Genomic DNA, 17,847 nt, shown 5'->3' with positions numbered 1-17,847 from the left:
CCATGACCACCCCCGCAGAAACCACGTCTCCCGCGGAATCAGGCGCCCCCACGTCCGCTGTGGAGCAGCGCCTGGCGGAGCTCGGATTGACCCTCCCCGAGGTCGCCGCACCCGTTGCCGACTACGTGCCGGCAATCGTCTCCGGCAACTACGTTTACACGTCCGGACAGCTGCCCTTTATTAACGGCAAACTCGAAGCTAAGGGCAAGGTCTCCCTCGGTGAGTTGGGCACGTCCGACGAACCTACCGTTGATCCCGAAGACGCCAAGCGCTACGCCGCAGTCTGCGCCATCAACGCCCTGGCAGCAGTCAAGAGCGTCATCGGCGACCTCGACCGCATCACCCGCATCGTCAAGGTAGTTGGCTTCGTAGCCTCCGAGTCCACCTTCACCGGCCAGCCCGGCGTCATCAACGGCGCGTCCGAACTCCTCGGCCAGGTCCTGGGCGAGGCAGGCAAGCACGCACGCTCCGCCGTCGGCGTTTCTGTCCTGCCGCTCGACTCTCCTGTTGAAGTCGAGCTCATCGCTGAATTCAGCTAAGGAACCGGTTCACCCAATTGCCGCAGCTTGCCCGCCGCCTGTTTGTACTGCCTCCCGAACTCGAAGGGGCAGCACGAAACTGGCTTGAGCTCGGCGAGCGGACCCCCAGGGCCGCCCGCCATGCATCGTCCGTTGTGCTGTTGCGCGACTCGCCCACCGGTTTGGAGACCTGGCTTGGTTACAGGCCAGGCTCCTCGCCGTTGGGCGTTGTCGCGTTCCCGGGCGGTTCCCTTGATCCGTCCGACGACGATCCCGTCGGGTGGGTAGGCCCCACGCCGCAGCAGTGGGCTGAGCACATGGGAACGGACGACGTCGGACTCGCCCGCCGTCACGTGGTGGGCGCCATCCGCGAACTCTTTGAAGAAACCGGCGTGCTGCTCGCCGGACCGGATGCTTCCTCCACCGTTGAGGCCAACTCAACGGTCGACTGGATGAGGGCCCGGGAAGCCGTGGCCGCGCAGGAAAAATCATTCACGGAAATGCTGTCCAAGCGTGGGTTGTCTCTCCGCACTGATCTGCTCAAACCCCTGGTGAACTGGCTGAGCCCGGACTTTGCGCATGCCCGGTTCAACACGAGGTACTTTGCCGCCACTGTCCCGGTGAACCAGCAACCCAGCATCCTGGGCAGCAAGGGGGTGTGGGGCCGCTGGGTGACAGCGGCCGAAGCGATCGCCCTCAGGGAGACCTCGGCGCTCGGCGATGAGATTGGCCAGCCGAATACTGTGGGCCTCACCCTGGGGCAGCTTTTGGTTCCCGGGTCCGAAATCATGCTCGAGAAAATGGCGGCCTCCAATGGGTGCATCGCCTACCTGAGCTACAAACGCAAAGCGCATGTGTACCAAGCGAAGCTCGTGGACGAAGGCGGAATCCTGATGCTCGAGGTCGAAGCCGCCCGCACGGTCGCCGGAGAGCCCCAGCGCGAGCGTTAGCCGGATCCTCTCTCACATCCCTCGGGTTTCCTGCCGATCCTCTCTCACATCCCTCGGGTTTCAGCCGCACGCTCTCTCACGTCCCTCGGGTTTGGGCTGGACCTTCTCTCACTTTCAACCAAAAAAGCCGCCCCGGTTACGACCGGGGCGGCTTTTGAGCTGAGGCGTTTAGCGTGAACGCTGACGGAGGCGCTGCATGTCCAGGATCACGACGGCGCGGGCTTCCAGACGGAGCCAACCGCGCTGAACGAACTCGGCCAGTGCCTTGTTGACGGTTTCGCGGGAAGCGCCAACCAGCTGGGCCAGTTCTTCCTGCGTGAGCTCGTGGGCCACCAGGACGCCGTCAGTGGCAGGACGGCCGAAGCGGTCGGCCAGGTCCAAAAGAGCCTTGGCGACGCGGCCGGGGACGTCCGAGAAGACGAGGTCGGACAGGGAGTCGTTGGTGCGGCGGAGGCGGCGGGCCAGGGCCTGCAGCAGCTGCGCGGAAACCTCGGGGCGCGTGCGAAGCAATGCGTTGAGGCTCTCGTTCTTGAGGCCGGCCAGGCGGGTCTCCGAAACGGCGGTAGCCGTGGCGGTACGCGGGCTGGGGTCGAACAACGCCATTTCGCCGAAGAGCTCGCCCGGGCCGAGGATGGCCAGCAGGGACTCGCGGCCATCGGGGGAGGTGCGGCCGAGCTTCACCTTGCCGGAAACGATGAAGTAGAGCTGGTCACCCTGGTCGCCTTCGCGGAACACCGAAGCCCCACGTGAAAGGTCCACCTCGGTGAGTTCGTCCGTCAGCAAGCGGAATGCGTCGTCGTCAAGGGTGGCGAAGAGGGGTGCGCGGCGCAATACCTCGATGTCCATGAAATCTCCTGAATATAAGTTTCGGTCGTGGCGCTCAGGCCATTGTTTCAGAATTTTTAGGCTTCTGTGACGTACTTGGCACGTGAAACGCTGAAACTACGCGGATTTCAGCCGCGGAACACCGCAAATGGCGGCCCTGAACCGGCTTTTGGTGGCTGCTGCGGGTGATGTGACTAACGGTTGGTTGTCAGGGTCCGCAACTACAATTGGCGCTACCCGGCTATGAGGAGCATTGGTGTTTGGCTTGACGATATTGGATTTGGCATTGATCTTGATGCTGCTGTCCTACCTGATCTATGGCCTGCGCAACGGCTTTATGGTCACGCTGGGTGGAATTGCTGGATTTGTGGTCGGCGCCATCGCGGCCTTCGTCGCCGTGCCCCTGGTGAGCGGATGGGTGACGGACAGCGGCTGGAGGCTGACCGCCACGGTGGGTGCCGCCGTCGTGCTTATTGCTTTGGGTCATGGGCTGGGAACCATGATCGGACGCAAGATCCGCCACGCCGTGCGGATCAAGCCGCTGCACGCCGTTGACCGGTTGATCGGTGGCGTGGTGAGCGTGGTGGTGGCGGCGCTGGTCATGTCCATGCTGGCGTTCAGCATCAGTTCGCTGGGTGTGCCTTTTGTTTCGCAGCAGCTGGCTGGCTCCCGCGTGATCCGCTACATCGACACCATCACCCCCACGCCCGTCAAGAGCACCATGGCGCAGTTGCGGTCCACGGTGATCGGCGATGGCATCCCCAAGCTCATCGAGGGCATCGGCCCCGTGACCCCGGTGCCCGTCCCCAACGCCTCAACGGACACCCCTGCCTTGAACCAGGCGGCCGAGTCCGTCCTCAAGATCGCGGGTACAGCCTTTGAATGTGGCCAGAACCAGACCGGTTCCGGATTCGTCGTCTCGCCCGGGCGCGTCGTGACCAACGCGCATGTTGTGGCGGGCGTGTCGCAGCCGGTGGTGGAAGTTCCCGACGGCGGTGCGTTGCCGGGTCGGGTGGTGTACTTCGACCCCCAGCGGGACATCGCAGTCCTGGCCGTGGACGGACTGCAGTCCAGCCCACTGCCGATGAGTGCCGACCTGCCCGAAGGCAGCCCAGCAGCCTTCGCCGGGTATCCGCACGGCGGGCCTTTCCAATCAAAGCCGGCCACCGTCCAAGGAATATCGACCATCATTGTCCCGGACATCTACGGCGACAATCCCTCTCCGGAGCTGGTCTACAAGCTGGCCGGTGATGTCCAGCCGGGCAACTCCGGCGGTCCGCTGCTGACCATGCAGGGCGAGGTGGCCGGGCTGATCTTCGCCAAGACCACCACCGATGCCGCCCTCGGCTTTGCCCTCACCATGGCAGACCTGGAGCCAGTAGCGGCGCAGGCTTCAGGACTCAGCAGCCCGGTCTCGCCTGGTCAGTGCACACGTAAGTAGGGTTTCTCCCGCATGGTGGGTGTCTCAGGGCTGACACGGCTCACGGAACGGGCATAGTTACCGTGCGTTCCCGTGCCGCTATAGATTGGGAGCCATGACTGAAGCCACTCCCGCCACCGAAGCCGGTCGCGGCACCATCCTTGTGATCAATGGACCCAACCTCAATCTTCTTGGCACCCGCGAGCCGGAGAAGTACGGAACAGCAACACTGGCCGACGTCGAGCAACTCGCCATGTCGGCGGCTGCAGCCCACGGCTTCACAGTTGACTGCGTGCAGTCGAACCACGAGGGCGATCTTCTGGACGCGATCCACGCCGCACGTGGGACGGCCGTTGGGATTGTCATCAACGCCGGGGCCTACACGCACACCTCCGTGGCACTTCGTGACGCCCTGGCCGCGGTGCAACTGCCCGCCGTCGAAGTTCACATCACCAACGTCCACCAGCGTGAAGAGTTCCGCCACCACTCGTACTTGTCGGGCGTCTGCACCGCGATCATCGTGGGTGCGGGGGTGCTTGGCTACAAGCTGGCCATCGACTACTTGGCGGACGCCGTCTAAACCACGCGTGAGGTGAGCGAGGGTTCCCGGGAAGCCCTTGGTATGTGAGCGAGGGTTCCCGGGAAGCCCGTGGGATGTGGAAGAGGATTCCCGGGAAGCCCGTGGGATGTGGAAGAGCGTCCGGTTGAAGCCCGTGGGATGTGAGCGAGCGTCAGAGGGCCGTGAACCGCAGCAGGATGGCGTGCTCAGGGTTCAAGACCGGCATGGGGAGGCCCACTTCGCCCAGGAACAGGCCCGTCGCTTCGGCTCCGGATGCCAACCACGGCGCAGGTTTCGCCTCAGTGAAAGTGTGCCCGTAGTCGGCATCCCCCGGTGCGGGGAAGACCGCCTCCACGCGGTATGAACGCGCAGGGTCCAACCCAGGAATGGTAACCCGTCCGGGCTGCTCGGCGAACCCTGTCCGGGTCCTGACCACAGCGAAAAGTGCAGCTGTGGCACCAACCGGTGTCCCGGCGTCGAGCCCTTCAGCGTCCGCAACAACGCCGTGGAGCATGAACGACTCGTCCGGCAGGTCGGCACGGACCATTCGTCCACTGTGGATGAGGCCGCGGTGTTCCTTGTAGAGGCCAATGAAGCGCTTGAGTTCCTCACGCTCCGCCCCGGTGACGGAGCGTACGTCCCACTCCATGCCGAAATGCCCGAACAGGGCAGTGATGGCACGGAAGGAGAGGTGGTGCGTCCGCCCCGTGGTGTGCGACGTCGTAGGACCAATGTGCCCACCCACCAGCTCCGGCGGAACCACCATACCGGTCCAGCGTTGAGTGGTTTGGCGTTCCAGGGCGTCGTTGCAGTCCGAAGCCCAGATGCGGTCCGTCCGCTCCAGGATCCCCAGGTCAACGCGCGCGCCACCGGAGGAGCAACTTTCGATCTCCACCCCCGGGTGGGCCGCACGGAGGGCGTCGAAGAGCCGGTACGCGGCCAAGGTCTGTTCGTGAACGGAGGCCCGGCCTGCATGCCCGTGCTCTACGAGGTCCCGGTTCTGGTCCCACTTGAGATAGCTGATGTCGTTCTCGCGCAGCAAAGTGTCCATGCGTTCGAAGATGTACTGCCACGCCTCCGGATTCACGAGGTCGATCACGTGCTGCTGCCGCCACTCAAGAGGCAGTCTGCCGCCGTCCTTGTGGGAAGCGGCTGACGGCCCAACGATCCATTCGGGATGTGCCCTGGCGATGTCGGAATCCAGGTTCACCATTTCGGGCTCAACCCACAGCCCAAACTCCATGCCACGGCTGGTCACCGCGTCGATGAGCGGCGTCAGTCCGCCAGGCCACACGGTCTCGTCCACATACCAGTCGCCCAGCCCGGCGTGGTCGTCGCGGCGCCCGCGGAACCAGCCGTCGTCGAGCACGAAGCGCTCCACGCCGAGGTCGGCAGCAGACTCGGCCAGCTCCATCAGGGTGTCCAGGTTGTGGTCGAAGTACACCGCTTCCCAGGTGTTGAGGACTACTGGGCGGGGCTTGCCCGAAAGCGCGCCCACATGATGCGGCCGCGCACGGAACCAGGCGTAGAACGCCTCGCTGATGCCGTCCAGACCGCGGTCTGAGTAGGCGGCAAACAGTGCAGGAGTGGTGTAACTTTCACCGGGCTGCAGGACCACTTCAGCAGGGCCCAGAAGCTCGGAGCCGCCCACCATGGTGCGCCCATCAGCAACGCTGTCCGCGAATTCCTCGTGGTTGCCGCTCCATGCAAGATGCGTGGCCCACACCTTGCCGTGCCGGTTCCCAAAGCCCGCAGTTCCAGCAGCCAGCAGGAGCGACGAATCGTGCCCGGTGCGGCCGTGCCGCCCCGTGCGGACCCACGTTCCCTGCTGGATGGGCCTGCGCTGCGGGTGACGCTCACGGCACCAACGCCCGGTCAAATCCAAAAGTTCGACGGCGTCAGGCGCCACCGGGAGCATCGTCGCCAACTCATCAACCTGGTAGGGCGACGTTCCGTCGTTGGTGACTGTGTGCCGCATTTCCAGCAGTCCGCCCGAATGCAAGGTGAGGGTGCTGGTCACGGTGATGCCGGCGTCGGGGTCTGCCTGGACGATCACAGCAGTGGACCCGCCCGCAGCGCCGCCGTCCGTCGTCGCGCTCCGCACCCGCAGGCGAACTGAGAAATTGAAGCCGGGAACGCCGTCGGTGATGCGGTGGCCGCGGAGCCCGGGCCTGCCCTGCCAGGCCGACGAAGCCTGGGGGAGGAGCCCGGCAGGGACGTTGGCGTCGATCGAGGACGGCGGGATGGGCTCGCTGAGGATCGATAGGTCAGGCAGGGTGTCGCCCAGATCGGCTCCCCAGTGGGTGATCTCAGCCTCTCCGCGGTGGGTGCTGATCACCAGGCTGGTGCCTGCGGAACGGAGATGGAGCGGGTGCATGTGTGGAGTCGCTTTCGAATCGAGGGCTCTGAGCCTGAACGGCGTGTGTTGTGCGGCCCGCCCTGCACGCTTCGCGAGGAACTTAGGGCGCAGAGCGGGCCCCACAACGGGTGGCTGGAACGGGGTGGGGCTACTTGAAGAGGTTGTTGACCTGGTTGTTCGCTTCGGTCAATGAGGACGCGGGCTTCTTGCCGGAGAGTACGGCGTCCATGGCCGGCTTCATGATGCCGTCAACCTTGGCCGCCTTGTCGGCGATGGGGAAGAGGAACGTGGTGCCGTCCTTCACATGGGTGGTGAAGGCGGAAACATCGGTGCCCTTGTCAGCGAAGGCCTTGGCGGCAATCTCGGAGGAGCTGGTAAGAGCCGGGAACACCACTGCCTTGCTGGCCACTACGTCCTGGCAAGCGGTGGAGCCAAGGTACTCGACCCACTTGACGCTGGCGCCCGGGTTCTTGGTACCGGCCCAAATGGAGTCGGCCAAACCGTTGAACATGGAAGCGCGCTCGCCGTTGGGACCCTTGGGGGTGGGGGCGAAGGCAGTTTCGATGCCCTTGTAGGTCTGGTACTGGCCGATCAACCAGTCGCCGTTGGTGTTGATGGCAGACTTTCCGGCGCCGAAGCTGTCCGGCATGCTGGCACCAACGGTGGTCTCCAGCTTGGGCATGTAGCCTTTCTCCACCAAGCCGGCCCACCAGGCGATGGTCTCCTGGAAGCGGGGGTCGTCGTAGTTGAACTTGCTGCCCCAAGGGTTCTTGTCCGTTGCGGTCCAGCCTGTGGTGGCGGTCAGGAAGCTCCACTCGGTCTGGCCCTGGCCGGAACCACTGCCAGTCAGGCCCAGTCCGTAGGTGGCCACGTTGTTCTTGTCGAACCCTGCTTCGTCGCCGCGCTTGCCGTTCTTGTCTACGGTGAGGTGCGCAATGGTCTTCTCGTAGCTGCCGCCGTCCTTCGGGTTCCAGTCAAGCGAAGCCATCTGCTCTGCGGTGATTCCGGCGGCGTCAGTCATGGCCTTGTTGTAGAACAGGCCCACGGTGTCCCAGTCCTTCGGAAGGCCGTAGCGCTTGCCATCTTGGCCTACCCAAAGCTCCGGGAGTCCCTTGGTGTACGCGTCCAGCTTGATGCCGTCCTTTTCCACCGCCTCATCCAGGGAGAGCAACTGCTTCTTGGCTGCGTACTCGGGGTATTTGGAGAGGTGGTTGGTAAAGACGTCCGGAGCTGTTCCGGCCACGAAGCCATTGGTCAGGGTGGTCCAGTAGTCGTCCCATCCGCGCTGGGTGATCTTGACCTTGATGTCCGGATTGGCCTTGGTGAAGTCGTCAGCGCATTGCTGGTAGGCCGGGAGTTGGTTGGCGTCCCAGAGCCAGTAGTTGATCTCACCCTTGGCATCGGTGGAAGCAGGGGAGGAACCGCCACAGGCGGACAGGGTCAGGGCGATGGCGGCGGCAGCAGCGGCGACGCCGAGGGTTTTCTTCATAGCGAACCTTTCAGGGGGTTTTACAGAGGGGGTTTCAGCGAGGGATTACTTAATTCCGGAGAATCCGATGGAGTTGACTACCTTCTTGCCGAAGGCGATGAACAGCAGGAAGATCGGCAGCGCAGCCACGAGGGTTCCGGCCATGAGCCCGGACCAGTCCAGGGCGCCTTGCGGTGACTGTGACTTGAAGACGCTCAGCCCCACGGTGAGCACGCGGACGTTCTCGTCCTGGCCCACCAGCAACGGCCAGAAATATTCGTTCCACTGACCGATGAAGGTCAGCAGCGCCAGGGTGGCGATGGGGGCGGCGGCGTTGGGAAGCACAATCTGGAAGAAGATGCGCAGGTGCTTGGCGCCGTCGAGCATTGCCGCTTCCTCCACCTCGCGGGACATGCTGAGGAAGAACTGGCGCAGGAAGAAGATGGCGAACGGAGTCATGAACAGGAAGGGCAGGGACATTCCGGCCATGGTGTTCAGCAGCCCGAGGTTCTTGATCATGAGGAAGTTGGGCAGGGCCGTGAAGATCGGGGGAACCATCATGGTGGTCAGGAAGACGGCGAACACCTTGTTCCGGCCCGGCCAGCGCAACCGTGCGAAGGCGTAGGCGGCCATCGCGCTGAAGAACACCTGGCCGGCTGTGGTGATGGTGGCGAAGATGATGGAGTTGCGCAGGTAGAGCCAGAAGTTGATGGCCGCACCGGAGCCGCCGTCGGCGATTGCTTCTTCGGTGGTCTGCAGGCCAAGTACGCGTTTGAACGCGCCCCAGCTGAAGTCGGCCGGCAGGAGGTTGCCGGCGTTGGAGGCCAGCGCACTGTTGCTGGACAGTGCCGTCCGCAGCATCCACAGGAACGGTGCGATGGTGATGGCAAGGGCGACGGCGACCAGCACCCACGCGCCGATCCGGCGCCAGTTGAGGGGCTTCTTGCGGGAAATGGTTGAGGTAGTCATGGCGGTTTCCTTTGTCCACATCCGGCTTAGTCCAGGTCCGATTCATTGCCCTTGAGGAACTTCATTTGCACGAAGGCCACCAGGGCGAGAATGACGAAGAGGATCACGGACAGGGCGGAGGCGTAGCCGAAGTCGGACTCGCCGAAGGCCTTTTGGTAGATGTACATCTGGATCACGCGGGAGGCGTTGACTGGGCCACCGTTGGTGGTGACGGCCACGGTGTCGAACACCTGGAAGGAACCGATCACGGTGACTACCAGCACCAACACCAACACGGGGCGGAGCAACGGCATGGTGACGCTCCAGAACGTCCTGGTGGGGGACGCGCCGTCGAGGTTTGCTACCTCGTAGAGGTGGTTGGGGATGGATTGCAGGCCCGCGAAAATCAGCAGCGCGGTGTAACCCATGTGCCGCCAGACGTTCACGAAAGCGATGGTGGGAATGGCCCACTGCTCGCTGCCGAAGAAGGCTACGCGGGGAAGCCCTACCCAGCTCATGACTTCGTTGACGATGCCCAGCTGGTAGTCGAGCATCCAGAACCAGAGGAGGGCGACGATGACGTTGGCCACCAGGAACGGGAGCAGCAGTGCGCCGCGGACGAACGTGGACTTGGCAACGCGGTGCATCAGCAGGGCCAGGCCCAAGGCAATGACGGTTTGGAAGCCGATGTTGAGGCCGACGTACTGGAGGGTGACACCCATGGCGTTCCAGAACAGTTCATCGGCGAAGATCGCGGTGTAGTTCTTGATCCCGATCCAGGTGGGCTCACCCAGGATGCTGTATTCCGTGAAGCTGAGGTAAATGCCGCGGATGGTGGGGATCAGGAAGAAAGCTACGAAGCCGATGACGGCCGGGAAGATGAAGAAGAGTGCGATTTTCAGGTCGCCGAGGCGGCTGGTCATGCTGCGTTTAACAGGTTGGAGCTTGCGTCCGTGGTTGCCTCCGGAACGCCCCGAAGCCTTCCGGGGTTGCTTGGTTAGCGTGGTCATCGTCGACCCTTCCTGACTGTGATATGGGTAACAACTGGAGGTGAATCTACACGAGTAGATTTGGAAAGCGCAAGACATTGCTGGAAAATTTGGTAAGAAATGTTCGAATCTGTTCTATCTGTTGACTCGTGTAGATCACGGTGGAAGACTCATGTGGAACCCAAAAGGGACGCTTCGCAAGCTGCGCCTGCAGCTTCAGGAAAGGCAAACAATGACGTTTTCGATCGGTGTTGTGGGTGCCGGGCAGTTCGGCAGCCAGTTCGCACACTTGTTCAAGCTCCACCCGGGCGTCAGCGCTGTCTACGCAGTGGATGAACTCCCCGAGCGTGCAGCTGCAGCCCAGGAACGCTGGGGCCTGGATGGCGTCAAGGGCAGCTTTGAGGAGTTGTTGGAGTCCGACGTCGATGCTGTCGCCATCTTCACGCAGCGGTGGACCCACGGGCCCTTGGTCGAGCGTGCCCTGCGCGCTGGAAAGCACGTCTATTCAGCCGTGCCGATGGCCATTTCCGAAGAAGAAATCGCCCGGATCATCGAAGCCGTACGCGAGACCAAGCTTGTGTACGCGATGGGGGAGACCAGCTACTACAACCCCGCCACCGTGTTCGCCCGCCAGCAGCACGCCGCCGGCAAATTCGGCAGGATCTTCTACACAGAGGGTGACTACGTCCACGACATGGACCTGGGATTCTACGAGGCCTACCAGTACAGCGGCGGAGAGCGTTGGAAGGAAACTGCCAGCTACCCGCCCATGCTCTACCCGACCCACGCAATCGGCGGCGTCCTTGGTGCTGTGCCCGGCCACGCGGTCAGTGTCAGCTGCATCGGAGTGAAGGACCAGCGCGGCGACGGCGTCTTCGACAAGGAAGTCAGCATGTTCGCCAACGACTTCTCCAACGCCACTGCGCTGTTCGAAATGAACGACGGCGGTGCGATGCGCACCAATGAGATGCGCCGCGTCGGCTACCCCTCGCACATCCGGGAATCACGCTTCCGCTTCTTTGGCACCGACGCCAGCTTTGAACAACTCGCCACCACCACCGTGTGGCAGGACAAGTCTTCGGTGCAGGACGTGTCCGGGCAGGTCGAAACCAAACCGACAATGTCCGCCGATGATCCCTCGCTGGCAGACGTGGCACCGGAACTGCGGGATGCCTTCATCTCAGGCCTTGCACCGGTTCACGATCAGTCCCGGTTGCCCAACGAGTTCCTGGGCGCACCCAACGGGCACGAAGGCAGCCACCAATTCCTGGTGGACGACTTTGTGACGGCCGTCAACAACCGGACGCTTCCGCCGGTCAACGCCTGGGTGGCGGCCCGGTTCACCCTCCCCGGCATCGTCGCCCACGAATCCGCACTCCGTGGTGGGGAACGGCTTCCCATCCGCGACTTCGGTGATGCTCCCGTGGAGTAGCTAGCATTTACCTCATGACGACAACAGCAGTACAAACCCCGCGCGGCCCGGTTACACGCAAAGACGTGGCCCGGTACGCCGGGGTGAGTACCGCCGTCGTGAGTTATGTGGTGAACGGCGGGCCCAAGAACGTAGCACCGGCCACGGAAGCCAAAGTGCGCGATGCCATCCGTGTCCTGGGGTACCGGCCCAACGCTGCGGCGCGGGCGCTGAAGCTGGGTTCCAGCGAGACAATCGGCGTTGTGGTGCCGGATAACACCAACCCGTTCTTCACGCACCTGGCCCATGCCGTGGAAGAGGCGGCATCGGAGCTGGGCTACGGGATGGTGCTCACCAACTCGGATGGCAGCCTGACCCGCGAGCGGAAGAACATCCGGACCTTGGCCGCACGCCAAGTGGACGGAGTTTTCCTGGCCAGTTGTGTGTTCGACCCCGATGTCACGGAGTTGGAGGCCTCGGAAATCCCGTCAGTCCTCTTGAACAACGTAGGATCCCCGCCGGGATTCGCCAGCGTTGGCGTGGACCTGGAAGCCGGCGGCCGGGCCGCTGTCCAGCACCTGATAGGCCATGGACACACGAACATCGGACTGGCCATCGGCACCAACACCGGCAACCAACTGGACGGACGCGAAGTTGGCTGGCTGGCCACGCTGCGTGAAGCGGGCCTGCCGGATGGGCCCATGCTGCACAGCCCGTTCACCCGGCCCGGCGGCTACGAAGTGGGCAAACGATTCCTGTCCATGGCCAACCGGCCCACTGCGATCTTTGCCAGTAACGACATGCAGGCCATCGGCATCCTCCGGGCCTTCCACGAGGCCGGAGTCCGGGTGCCCGAGGACATGGCGCTGGTGTCCTTCGACGGGTCCTTGGACTCCGAATACAGTTGGCCCGCACTGACCACGGTGGCCCAGCCGGTCCAACTGATGGCCGAAGCCGCAGTTCGGGCTCTGGTGGGCAAGGGCCGCGCCGAGGAACCACAGCACCACATCCTGCCCACCGAGCTGATCATCCGGCAGTCCTGCGGCTGCAAATAGCGGGAGGTTACGACGGCGGCGGGCGGCTACGAGTCCATGCTCGCGTAGCGCTCCGGGCGGGCCAGGACCTGGCTGATCTGAGCCGTCCCGGCAGCGACGGCCAGACGGACCAGCAGGAAACCGGCGGCGAATACTCCGCCGATGGTCAGGAACACCACGGGCTGGGTCAACAACACCATGCCCGTCAGCGGCAGGACCAGCGCGGCCGCGGCCGCCGCCGAAATGCCGGCCACCAGAAACAGCGGCGACATCACAGCTTTGACCCGCGACGCCACCATGAGCTTGCGCGGCATGCCCACACGATCCAAGGCCACCAGCGTCGAAGCCCGGTCGAGCACCGCAGCTGCCTGGTTCACACCCGCTGAACACGCCACCATCAGGAACGAACCCAGCAGGGTGATCATCACGCCCGTGTTGATGTCCCGGACCAACAAGGCAGTCTCATCCGCGGCGCTGCCGCCCATGGTGTCGGCCACAGCCATGCCGACGCCCACGAACACCCCCACAAAGCTGGTCATCGCGACGCCCCCAACTTGCCGCCACGATTCCTTGGGGCTTTCCAGCACAGTCCGCGCTGCCAGTAATTGCTCGGGCCGCTTGGCCCGCTTGAGCTGCGAGGACGCCCGCAACCTCAGGATCCACGGACCCATCAGGTTCAACGCCAGCAATGCCAGGCCAAAGCAACCGCCCATAACGGCGATGATCACAATGAACGCGCCAAAGCTGCTGAGCATACCCATCGCCATCACGCCGACCACCACCACAACAGCCGCGATGAGTCCGCGAACCCAATGGGCGCCGTCGGCCGTTTGCCTGGTCCTGACGCCCAGCGGGGTGACCACAACTTTGCGAAGTCCCAGGGCAGCGCTCGCCGCGGCCAGCACACAGACACCCAGGATGCAGCCGAGGATGGAGGGCACGGACAGCCAGGCGTGGCCGGCGATGGCCTGGCCGCGGAACTGGATCAGCCCCAGGAATGGCGCAGCGCAGGCGTAGAGCCCCGCACCCGCGAGCGCGCCCACTGCCGCCAGCACCGTGGACTCGATGACGGTCATCCAGACCACCGTGGCGCTGTCCGCGCCCAACAAGCGCAAGGATGCCAGGCGGTCATCACGACGGCGGGCGGCGAGTCGGGCGGCCGAGGCGCCGAGCGTCAGGAGCGGGATGATGAGCAAAACCATGGCGACGACGGCTAGAGCTTGGTAGGTGCCTGCGATGTCGTCCGACCAGGACCAGAAAACCTGCGAGCCGCCGGCCACGGTCAGGAGCAGGGCTGTGACTGTTCCGAAGGCGAGGACCGGTAACCCGGCGTCGCGGAGGCCTGTTTCCCGGAGACTGCTGCCGTTGCTTCGTGCCAGGTACGGGGTGAGTCGGAGGGCCATGGAGAGACTAGACATTGAAGGCACCCTTGAAGCTGTTGGTGGACGGTGCCGCGGGGGCAACCGGCCTGCCGCTGTCCGCCACGATCCTGCCGTCGCGCAACTCCACCACGCGCTGGCATCGGGCTGCCACGTTGGGATCGTGGGTGACCACCAGCAACGTGCGCCCGTTGGCTGCGACCGAGCGAAGCAGGACGTCCAGGACTTCATTGGAGGTGGTCGAGTCCAAGGCACCGGTGGGCTCATCCGCAAAGACAACCCGGGCGCCCGTGACCTGTGCCCGTGCGATGGCTACACGCTGGACCTGTCCGCCGGACAGCTCGCCCAAGCGGCGCTGCTCCATGCCGGCCAGGCCCAATGCTGCAAGCCATTCGGCGGCACGGGACTCGGAGGTTGCGCGGTCTGTGCCGTTGAGCATCAGCGCCAGGGCAACGTTCTCCACGGCGGTCAGTTCCGGCAGGAGCATGCCCTGCTGGAACACGAAGCCGAACTCTTCCCTGCGCAGGCGGGACAACGCTGCGTCGCCCAGAGTATCCAGGCGCAAAGGTGCCGTTGGCGTGTTTAAGGTGATCGAACCGGCGTCGGGCCTCAAAATCCCGGCGAGGCAGTGCAGCAGGGTGGTCTTGCCCGAACCGGAGGGTCCGATGATCGCGATGGATTCGCCGGCGTTCGCGGTGAAGTCGACGTGGTCCAGCGCAATGCTGCCGGGGTAATGCTTGGTGAGTTGCTGGGCGTGGAGGATGGCGTTCATAAATCCAGCTTCCCCGAAGGGCACCTCCGCCGGCGTCAGTCCCGCGGCTGAACTCTGCGGCCACGCCTCCACCCGGGGTATGAGACCCAAGTAGCTGGGCTAGGCTCCTGCGATCCTCAGCTTGGCCACATTCTCGGCCAGTACGCGTCGGGCGTCCTCACCCAGCAACGAATCCGTGATCAGCTCGTCGGCCTCCTCCAGCTGGGCGATCGAGGCGATGCCCACCACTCCCCACTTGCTGTGATCAGCCAACACAACGGTGCTCCGTGCGGACGTCATGAAGGCCCGGTCAGTTTCTGCCTCCAGCAGGTTCGGCGTCGTGAAACCGGCTTGGGCATCCATGCCGTGGACGCCCAGGAACAGGACATCGAGGTGGAGCTGCTTGAGGGAGGCCGTAGCAATCGGTCCCACCAAAGCATCGGACGGCGTGCGCTCTCCGCCGATCAGGATCACCGTGGAGCCGAACCGGGCGGGCCCTGAGGATGACCCGTGATGAAAGAGGTCGGCGATGCGCACGGAGTTGGTGACCACAGTGATGCGGGGGCCGTGGACCAGTTCCTGGGCAAGGGCCCACGTGGTGGTTCCGGCGCTGAGGCCGATCGCCATGCCTTCCTGGACCATCGAGGCGGCCTCGACGGCAATGGCATGCTTCTCCGCGGTGAGCTGCGTGGACTTCAGCTCAAAGCCCGGCTCATGGGTGCTCGCATCGCCGGGCAGCTTGGCCCCACCGTGGATTCGTTCCACGCGGCCGGTTTCCTCCAGTGCTTCGATGTCCCGCCGGACGGTCATGGGGGAGACCCCCAGCAATTGCGCGAGGTCAGAGACCCGGACCACGCGCTCACGCTGGACGGCGTCGATGATGGCGGAGTGGCGTGCTGCCTGAAGCATCAGGGCCTTTCTGGAACTTCGTCAAACATGGGGCTGAGTCTGGCTCCAGTCTAGGACGCGGCCCCTCCGCCCAGTGGCTCATCGGGTCGCGGCGTCGTCACGTACCTGCATTAACGCACGACGGCGCCGCCCACCCCGGGAGGTGAGCGGCGCCGTCGTACATTACTTACTTGCGGAGCGAATCCGCGATCTGCTGCATGATGCCGGGGTCTGCCAGGGTAGTGGCGTCGCCGGTGTCGCGGCCTTCTGCGATGTCTTTGAGGAGGCGGCGGACGATCTTTCCGGAGCGTGTCTTGGGCAGTTCCGGAACGATCAGCAGCTGCTTGGGCTTGGCGATCGGGCCGATTTCCTTACCCACGTGGTTGCGGAGTTCCAGGACGGTTTCGTCACCGTTGTTCACGGCGTCACCGCGGAGGATGACGAACGCGACGACGGCCTGGCCGGTGGTTTCGTCAGCGGCGCCGACAACGGCTGCTTCCGCAACGGACGGGTGCGAGACCAGCGCGGACTCGATTTCCGTGGTGGAGAGGCGGTGGCCGGAGACGTTCATGACGTCGTCCACGCGGCCCAGGAGCCAGACGTCGCCGTCCTCATCCTTCTTGGCGCCATCGCCGGCGAAGTACATGGCCTCGAAGCGGGACCAGTAGGTGTCCTTGAAGCGCTCGGGGTCGCCCCAGATGCCGCGCAGCATGGACGGCCACGGTTCGCGGACAACCAAGTAGCCGCCTTCACCGTTGGCCACTGGCTGGCCGGCTTCGTCCACTACGTCCACGGCGATGCCTGGCAGCGGAACCTGGGCGGAACCGGGCTTGGTGGCTGTGACGCCGGGAAGCGGGGCGATCATCTGCGCGCCGGTTTCTGTCTGCCACCAGGTGTCAACGATCGGGGCGGGGTGGTCCTTCTTTTCGCCGTTCTTGCCGGCGTTGGCGCCGATGACGTCGCGGTACCACATCCACGCTTCGGGGTTGATGGATTCGCCCACGGAGCCCAGGACGCGGATGGAGGAGAGATCGTACTTGTCCGGGATGTCCCGGCCCCACTTCATGAACGTCCGGATGGCAGTGGGTGCGGTGTACAGGATGGAGACCTTGTACTTCTCCACGATTTCCCACCAGCGGCCCTGGTGCGGGGAGTCAGGGGTTCCTTCGTACATGACCTGGGTGGCGCCGTTGATGAGCGGCGCGTAGGTGACGTACGAGTGGCCGGTGACCCATCCGACGTCGGCGGTGCACCAGTACACGTCCGTTTCCGGGTGCAGGTCGAACACAGCCTTGTGTGTGTAGGCGCCCTGGGTCAGGTAGCCGCCGGTGGTGTGCAGGATGCCCTTGGGCTTGCCGGTGGTGCCGGAGGTGTAAAGGATGAACAGCGGGTGTTCGGAGTCATGCCCGACGGCGGTGTGCTCCTTCTCTGCGGCGTCTACAGTGTCGCTCCACCAGAGGTCGCGGCCTTCCACCCAGTTGACGTCCTCGCCGTTGCGCTTGACCACAACAACGTTCTGGACAGTGTGACCTTCTTTGGAGAGGGCTTCGTCCACGGCCGGCTTCAGGGCGCTGGGCTTCCCGCGGCGGTAGGTGCCATCGGCCGTGACTACGAGCTTGGCTTCCGCGTCCTCGATCCGGGAGCGCAGGGCGTCTGCGGAGAAGCCACCGAACACCACTGAGTGCACGGCGCCGATCCTGGCGCAGGCAAGCAGCGTGATGACGGCCTCGGGGATCATGGGCAGGTAGACGGCCACGCGGTCGCCCTTGGCCACGCCGAGGGACTCGAAAGCGTTGGCGGCTTTCTTGACCTCTTCGGTCAGCTGCGCGTACGTATAGGTGCGGGTGTCCCCGGGTTCGCCTTCAAAGTAGATGGCGACGCGGTCGCCCAGGCCATTCTCCACATGGCGGTCCAGCGCGTTGTACGCGGCGTTGACCTCGCCACCGACGAACCATTTGGCGAACGGCGGGTTGGACCAATCCAAGGCCTCCGTGAAGTCCTTGTCCCAGGTCAACAGCTCGCGGGCCTGCTTGGCCCAGAATGCAGGACGGTCTGCTTCTGCCTCTTTATAGGCGTCCGCGCTTGTCACACTGTTTGCGGCGAAGTCTGCAGACGGCGCGAACTTGCGGTTCTCGTGGAGGAGGTTTTCAAGCGCCTCGACGTGTGCCCCGTTCTGAGCAGTTGAAGCTGCAGCGGTGGCCGTGGATCCGGTGGTGTCCTGGGACATGGTGAACCTCATCATTCATCGATCTTTGCTGCGCGGAACCTGCCGCGAGGTTCCCGCCCGGGCCGTCGTCGGCGTCGAACGTCTCCCCGAAAGGTCCGCAGAGTGCTGTCCGCCATCAACA

Annotated in this window: 15 protein-coding genes; 6 read left to right on the top strand and 9 right to left on the bottom strand. The window is 64.1% G+C overall.

From position 1 onward, the window contains the following. The first annotated feature begins 2 nt into the window (after positions 1 to 2). Both CGK93_RS18915 and CGK93_RS18910 read left to right on the top strand, forming a co-directional pair. Positions 3 to 539 (top strand): RidA family protein, encoded by a 537-nt coding sequence (locus tag CGK93_RS18915; RefSeq protein WP_089596144.1) that lies wholly within the window; start codon positions 3 to 5, stop codon positions 537 to 539. A 17-nt stretch (positions 540 to 556) separates the two neighbouring features. Beyond that, positions 557 to 1,468 carry an NUDIX hydrolase gene (locus CGK93_RS18910; protein WP_089596143.1) on the top strand — a complete coding sequence of 304 codons (912 nt, stop codon included), beginning with the start codon at positions 557 to 559 and terminating at the stop codon, positions 1,466 to 1,468. A gap of 168 nt (positions 1,469 to 1,636) precedes the next feature. Here the strand turns inward: CGK93_RS18910 and CGK93_RS18905 are convergent, their stop codons facing one another. Continuing rightward, entirely contained in the window at positions 1,637 to 2,314 is a 678-nt protein-coding gene (locus CGK93_RS18905; RefSeq protein ID WP_011775987.1) for a Crp/Fnr family transcriptional regulator, read from the bottom strand. Between the two features lie 235 nt (positions 2,315 to 2,549). Between CGK93_RS18905 and CGK93_RS18900 the strand changes: the two genes are divergently transcribed. Together CGK93_RS18900 and aroQ are read left to right on the top strand one after the other, a co-directional pair. After that, entirely contained in the window at positions 2,550 to 3,734 is a 1,185-nt protein-coding gene (locus tag CGK93_RS18900; RefSeq protein ID WP_089596142.1) for a MarP family serine protease, read from the top strand. A 94-nt stretch (positions 3,735 to 3,828) separates the two neighbouring features. Further along, positions 3,829 to 4,293, top strand: coding sequence for a type II 3-dehydroquinate dehydratase (aroQ, locus tag CGK93_RS18895; RefSeq protein ID WP_089596141.1), 465 nt, complete (start codon positions 3,829 to 3,831; stop codon positions 4,291 to 4,293). A 151-nt stretch (positions 4,294 to 4,444) separates the two neighbouring features. Here the strand turns inward: aroQ and CGK93_RS18890 are convergent, their stop codons facing one another. From CGK93_RS18890 to CGK93_RS18875, 4 genes are all read right to left on the bottom strand, one after another. Further along, positions 4,445 to 6,649: an alpha-galactosidase gene (locus CGK93_RS18890; RefSeq protein WP_089596140.1), complete on the bottom strand. Its 2,205-nt coding sequence runs from the start codon at positions 6,647 to 6,649 to the stop codon at positions 4,445 to 4,447. Between the two features lie 130 nt (positions 6,650 to 6,779). Further along, positions 6,780 to 8,120 carry an ABC transporter substrate-binding protein gene (locus CGK93_RS18885; protein ID WP_089596139.1) on the bottom strand — a complete coding sequence of 447 codons (1,341 nt, stop codon included), beginning with the start codon at positions 8,118 to 8,120 and terminating at the stop codon, positions 6,780 to 6,782. A 45-nt stretch (positions 8,121 to 8,165) separates the two neighbouring features. Continuing rightward, entirely contained in the window at positions 8,166 to 9,068 is a 903-nt protein-coding gene (locus CGK93_RS18880) for a carbohydrate ABC transporter permease (protein WP_089597596.1), read from the bottom strand. A 26-nt stretch (positions 9,069 to 9,094) separates the two neighbouring features. After that, positions 9,095 to 10,057, bottom strand: coding sequence for a carbohydrate ABC transporter permease (locus CGK93_RS18875; RefSeq protein WP_442856999.1), 963 nt, complete (start codon positions 10,055 to 10,057; stop codon positions 9,095 to 9,097). A gap of 211 nt (positions 10,058 to 10,268) precedes the next feature. Here CGK93_RS18875 and CGK93_RS18870 point away from each other — a divergent pair, with 211 nt between their 5' ends. Both CGK93_RS18870 and CGK93_RS18865 read left to right on the top strand, forming a co-directional pair. Beyond that, complete coding sequence (locus CGK93_RS18870) at positions 10,269 to 11,468, top strand: Gfo/Idh/MocA family protein (RefSeq protein ID WP_089596138.1); 1,200 nt, start codon at positions 10,269 to 10,271, stop codon at positions 11,466 to 11,468. Positions 11,469 to 11,482: 14 nt separating this feature from the next. Beyond that, complete coding sequence (locus CGK93_RS18865) at positions 11,483 to 12,502, top strand: LacI family DNA-binding transcriptional regulator (RefSeq protein WP_089596137.1); 1,020 nt, start codon at positions 11,483 to 11,485, stop codon at positions 12,500 to 12,502. Positions 12,503 to 12,528: 26 nt separating this feature from the next. On the opposite strand, the gene CGK93_RS18860 is transcribed toward CGK93_RS18865, so the two are convergent. The 4 genes from CGK93_RS18860 to acs all read right to left on the bottom strand — a co-directional run bounded on the left by CGK93_RS18860 (position 12,529) and on the right by acs (position 17,726). Beyond that, complete coding sequence (locus CGK93_RS18860; protein WP_232481400.1) at positions 12,529 to 13,899, bottom strand: FtsX-like permease family protein; 1,371 nt, start codon at positions 13,897 to 13,899, stop codon at positions 12,529 to 12,531. Then, positions 13,892 to 14,632 carry an ABC transporter ATP-binding protein gene (locus CGK93_RS18855; protein ID WP_089597592.1) on the bottom strand — a complete coding sequence of 247 codons (741 nt, stop codon included), beginning with the start codon at positions 14,630 to 14,632 and terminating at the stop codon, positions 13,892 to 13,894. The genes CGK93_RS18860 and CGK93_RS18855 overlap by 8 nt, the downstream gene beginning before the upstream one ends. 99 nt (positions 14,633 to 14,731) lie before the next feature. Further along, a complete protein-coding gene (locus CGK93_RS18850; RefSeq protein ID WP_089596135.1) occupies positions 14,732 to 15,520 on the bottom strand; it encodes a DeoR/GlpR family DNA-binding transcription regulator in 789 nt (262 codons plus the stop codon). A 166-nt stretch (positions 15,521 to 15,686) separates the two neighbouring features. Beyond that, positions 15,687 to 17,726: an acetate--CoA ligase gene (gene acs, locus CGK93_RS18845; protein ID WP_089597590.1), complete on the bottom strand. Its 2,040-nt coding sequence runs from the start codon at positions 17,724 to 17,726 to the stop codon at positions 15,687 to 15,689. Between the last annotated feature and the right edge of the window lie 121 nt (positions 17,727 to 17,847).

This window comes from Arthrobacter sp. YN (genome assembly GCF_002224285.1).
Classification (GTDB): Bacteria; Actinomycetota; Actinomycetes; order Actinomycetales; family Micrococcaceae; genus Arthrobacter.
Note: the sequence above shows the minus strand (reverse complement) of the source record. Positions and strands in the feature narration are given on the sequence as shown.

Bases quoted from the DNA above. Each gene is read 5' to 3' on its own strand.
- CGK93_RS18905 (WP_011775987.1), bottom strand. From the start codon at position 2,314: ATGGACATCGAGGTATTGCGCCGCGCACCCCTCTTCGCCACCCTTGAC.
- CGK93_RS18880 (WP_089597596.1), bottom strand. From the start codon at position 9,068: ATGACTACCTCAACCATTTCCCGCAAGAAGCCCCTCAACTGGCGCCGG.
- CGK93_RS18860 (WP_232481400.1), bottom strand. From the start codon at position 13,899: ATGTCTAGTCTCTCCATGGCCCTCCGACTCACCCCGTACCTGGCACGA.
- CGK93_RS18875 (WP_442856999.1), bottom strand. From the start codon at position 10,057: ATGACCACGCTAACCAAGCAACCCCGGAAGGCTTCGGGGCGTTCCGGA.
- CGK93_RS18915 (WP_089596144.1), top strand. From the start codon at position 3: ATGACCACCCCCGCAGAAACCACGTCTCCCGCGGAATCAGGCGCCCCC.
- CGK93_RS18885 (WP_089596139.1), bottom strand. From the start codon at position 8,120: ATGAAGAAAACCCTCGGCGTCGCCGCTGCTGCCGCCGCCATCGCCCTG.
- CGK93_RS18855 (WP_089597592.1), bottom strand. From the start codon at position 14,632: ATGAACGCCATCCTCCACGCCCAGCAACTCACCAAGCATTACCCCGGC.
- CGK93_RS18870 (WP_089596138.1), top strand. From the start codon at position 10,269: ATGACGTTTTCGATCGGTGTTGTGGGTGCCGGGCAGTTCGGCAGCCAG.
- aroQ (WP_089596141.1), top strand. From the start codon at position 3,829: ATGACTGAAGCCACTCCCGCCACCGAAGCCGGTCGCGGCACCATCCTT.
- acs (WP_089597590.1), bottom strand. From the start codon at position 17,726: ATGTCCCAGGACACCACCGGATCCACGGCCACCGCTGCAGCTTCAACT.
- CGK93_RS18850 (WP_089596135.1), bottom strand. From the start codon at position 15,520: ATGCTTCAGGCAGCACGCCACTCCGCCATCATCGACGCCGTCCAGCGT.
- CGK93_RS18890 (WP_089596140.1), bottom strand. From the start codon at position 6,649: ATGCACCCGCTCCATCTCCGTTCCGCAGGCACCAGCCTGGTGATCAGC.
- CGK93_RS18865 (WP_089596137.1), top strand. From the start codon at position 11,483: ATGACGACAACAGCAGTACAAACCCCGCGCGGCCCGGTTACACGCAAA.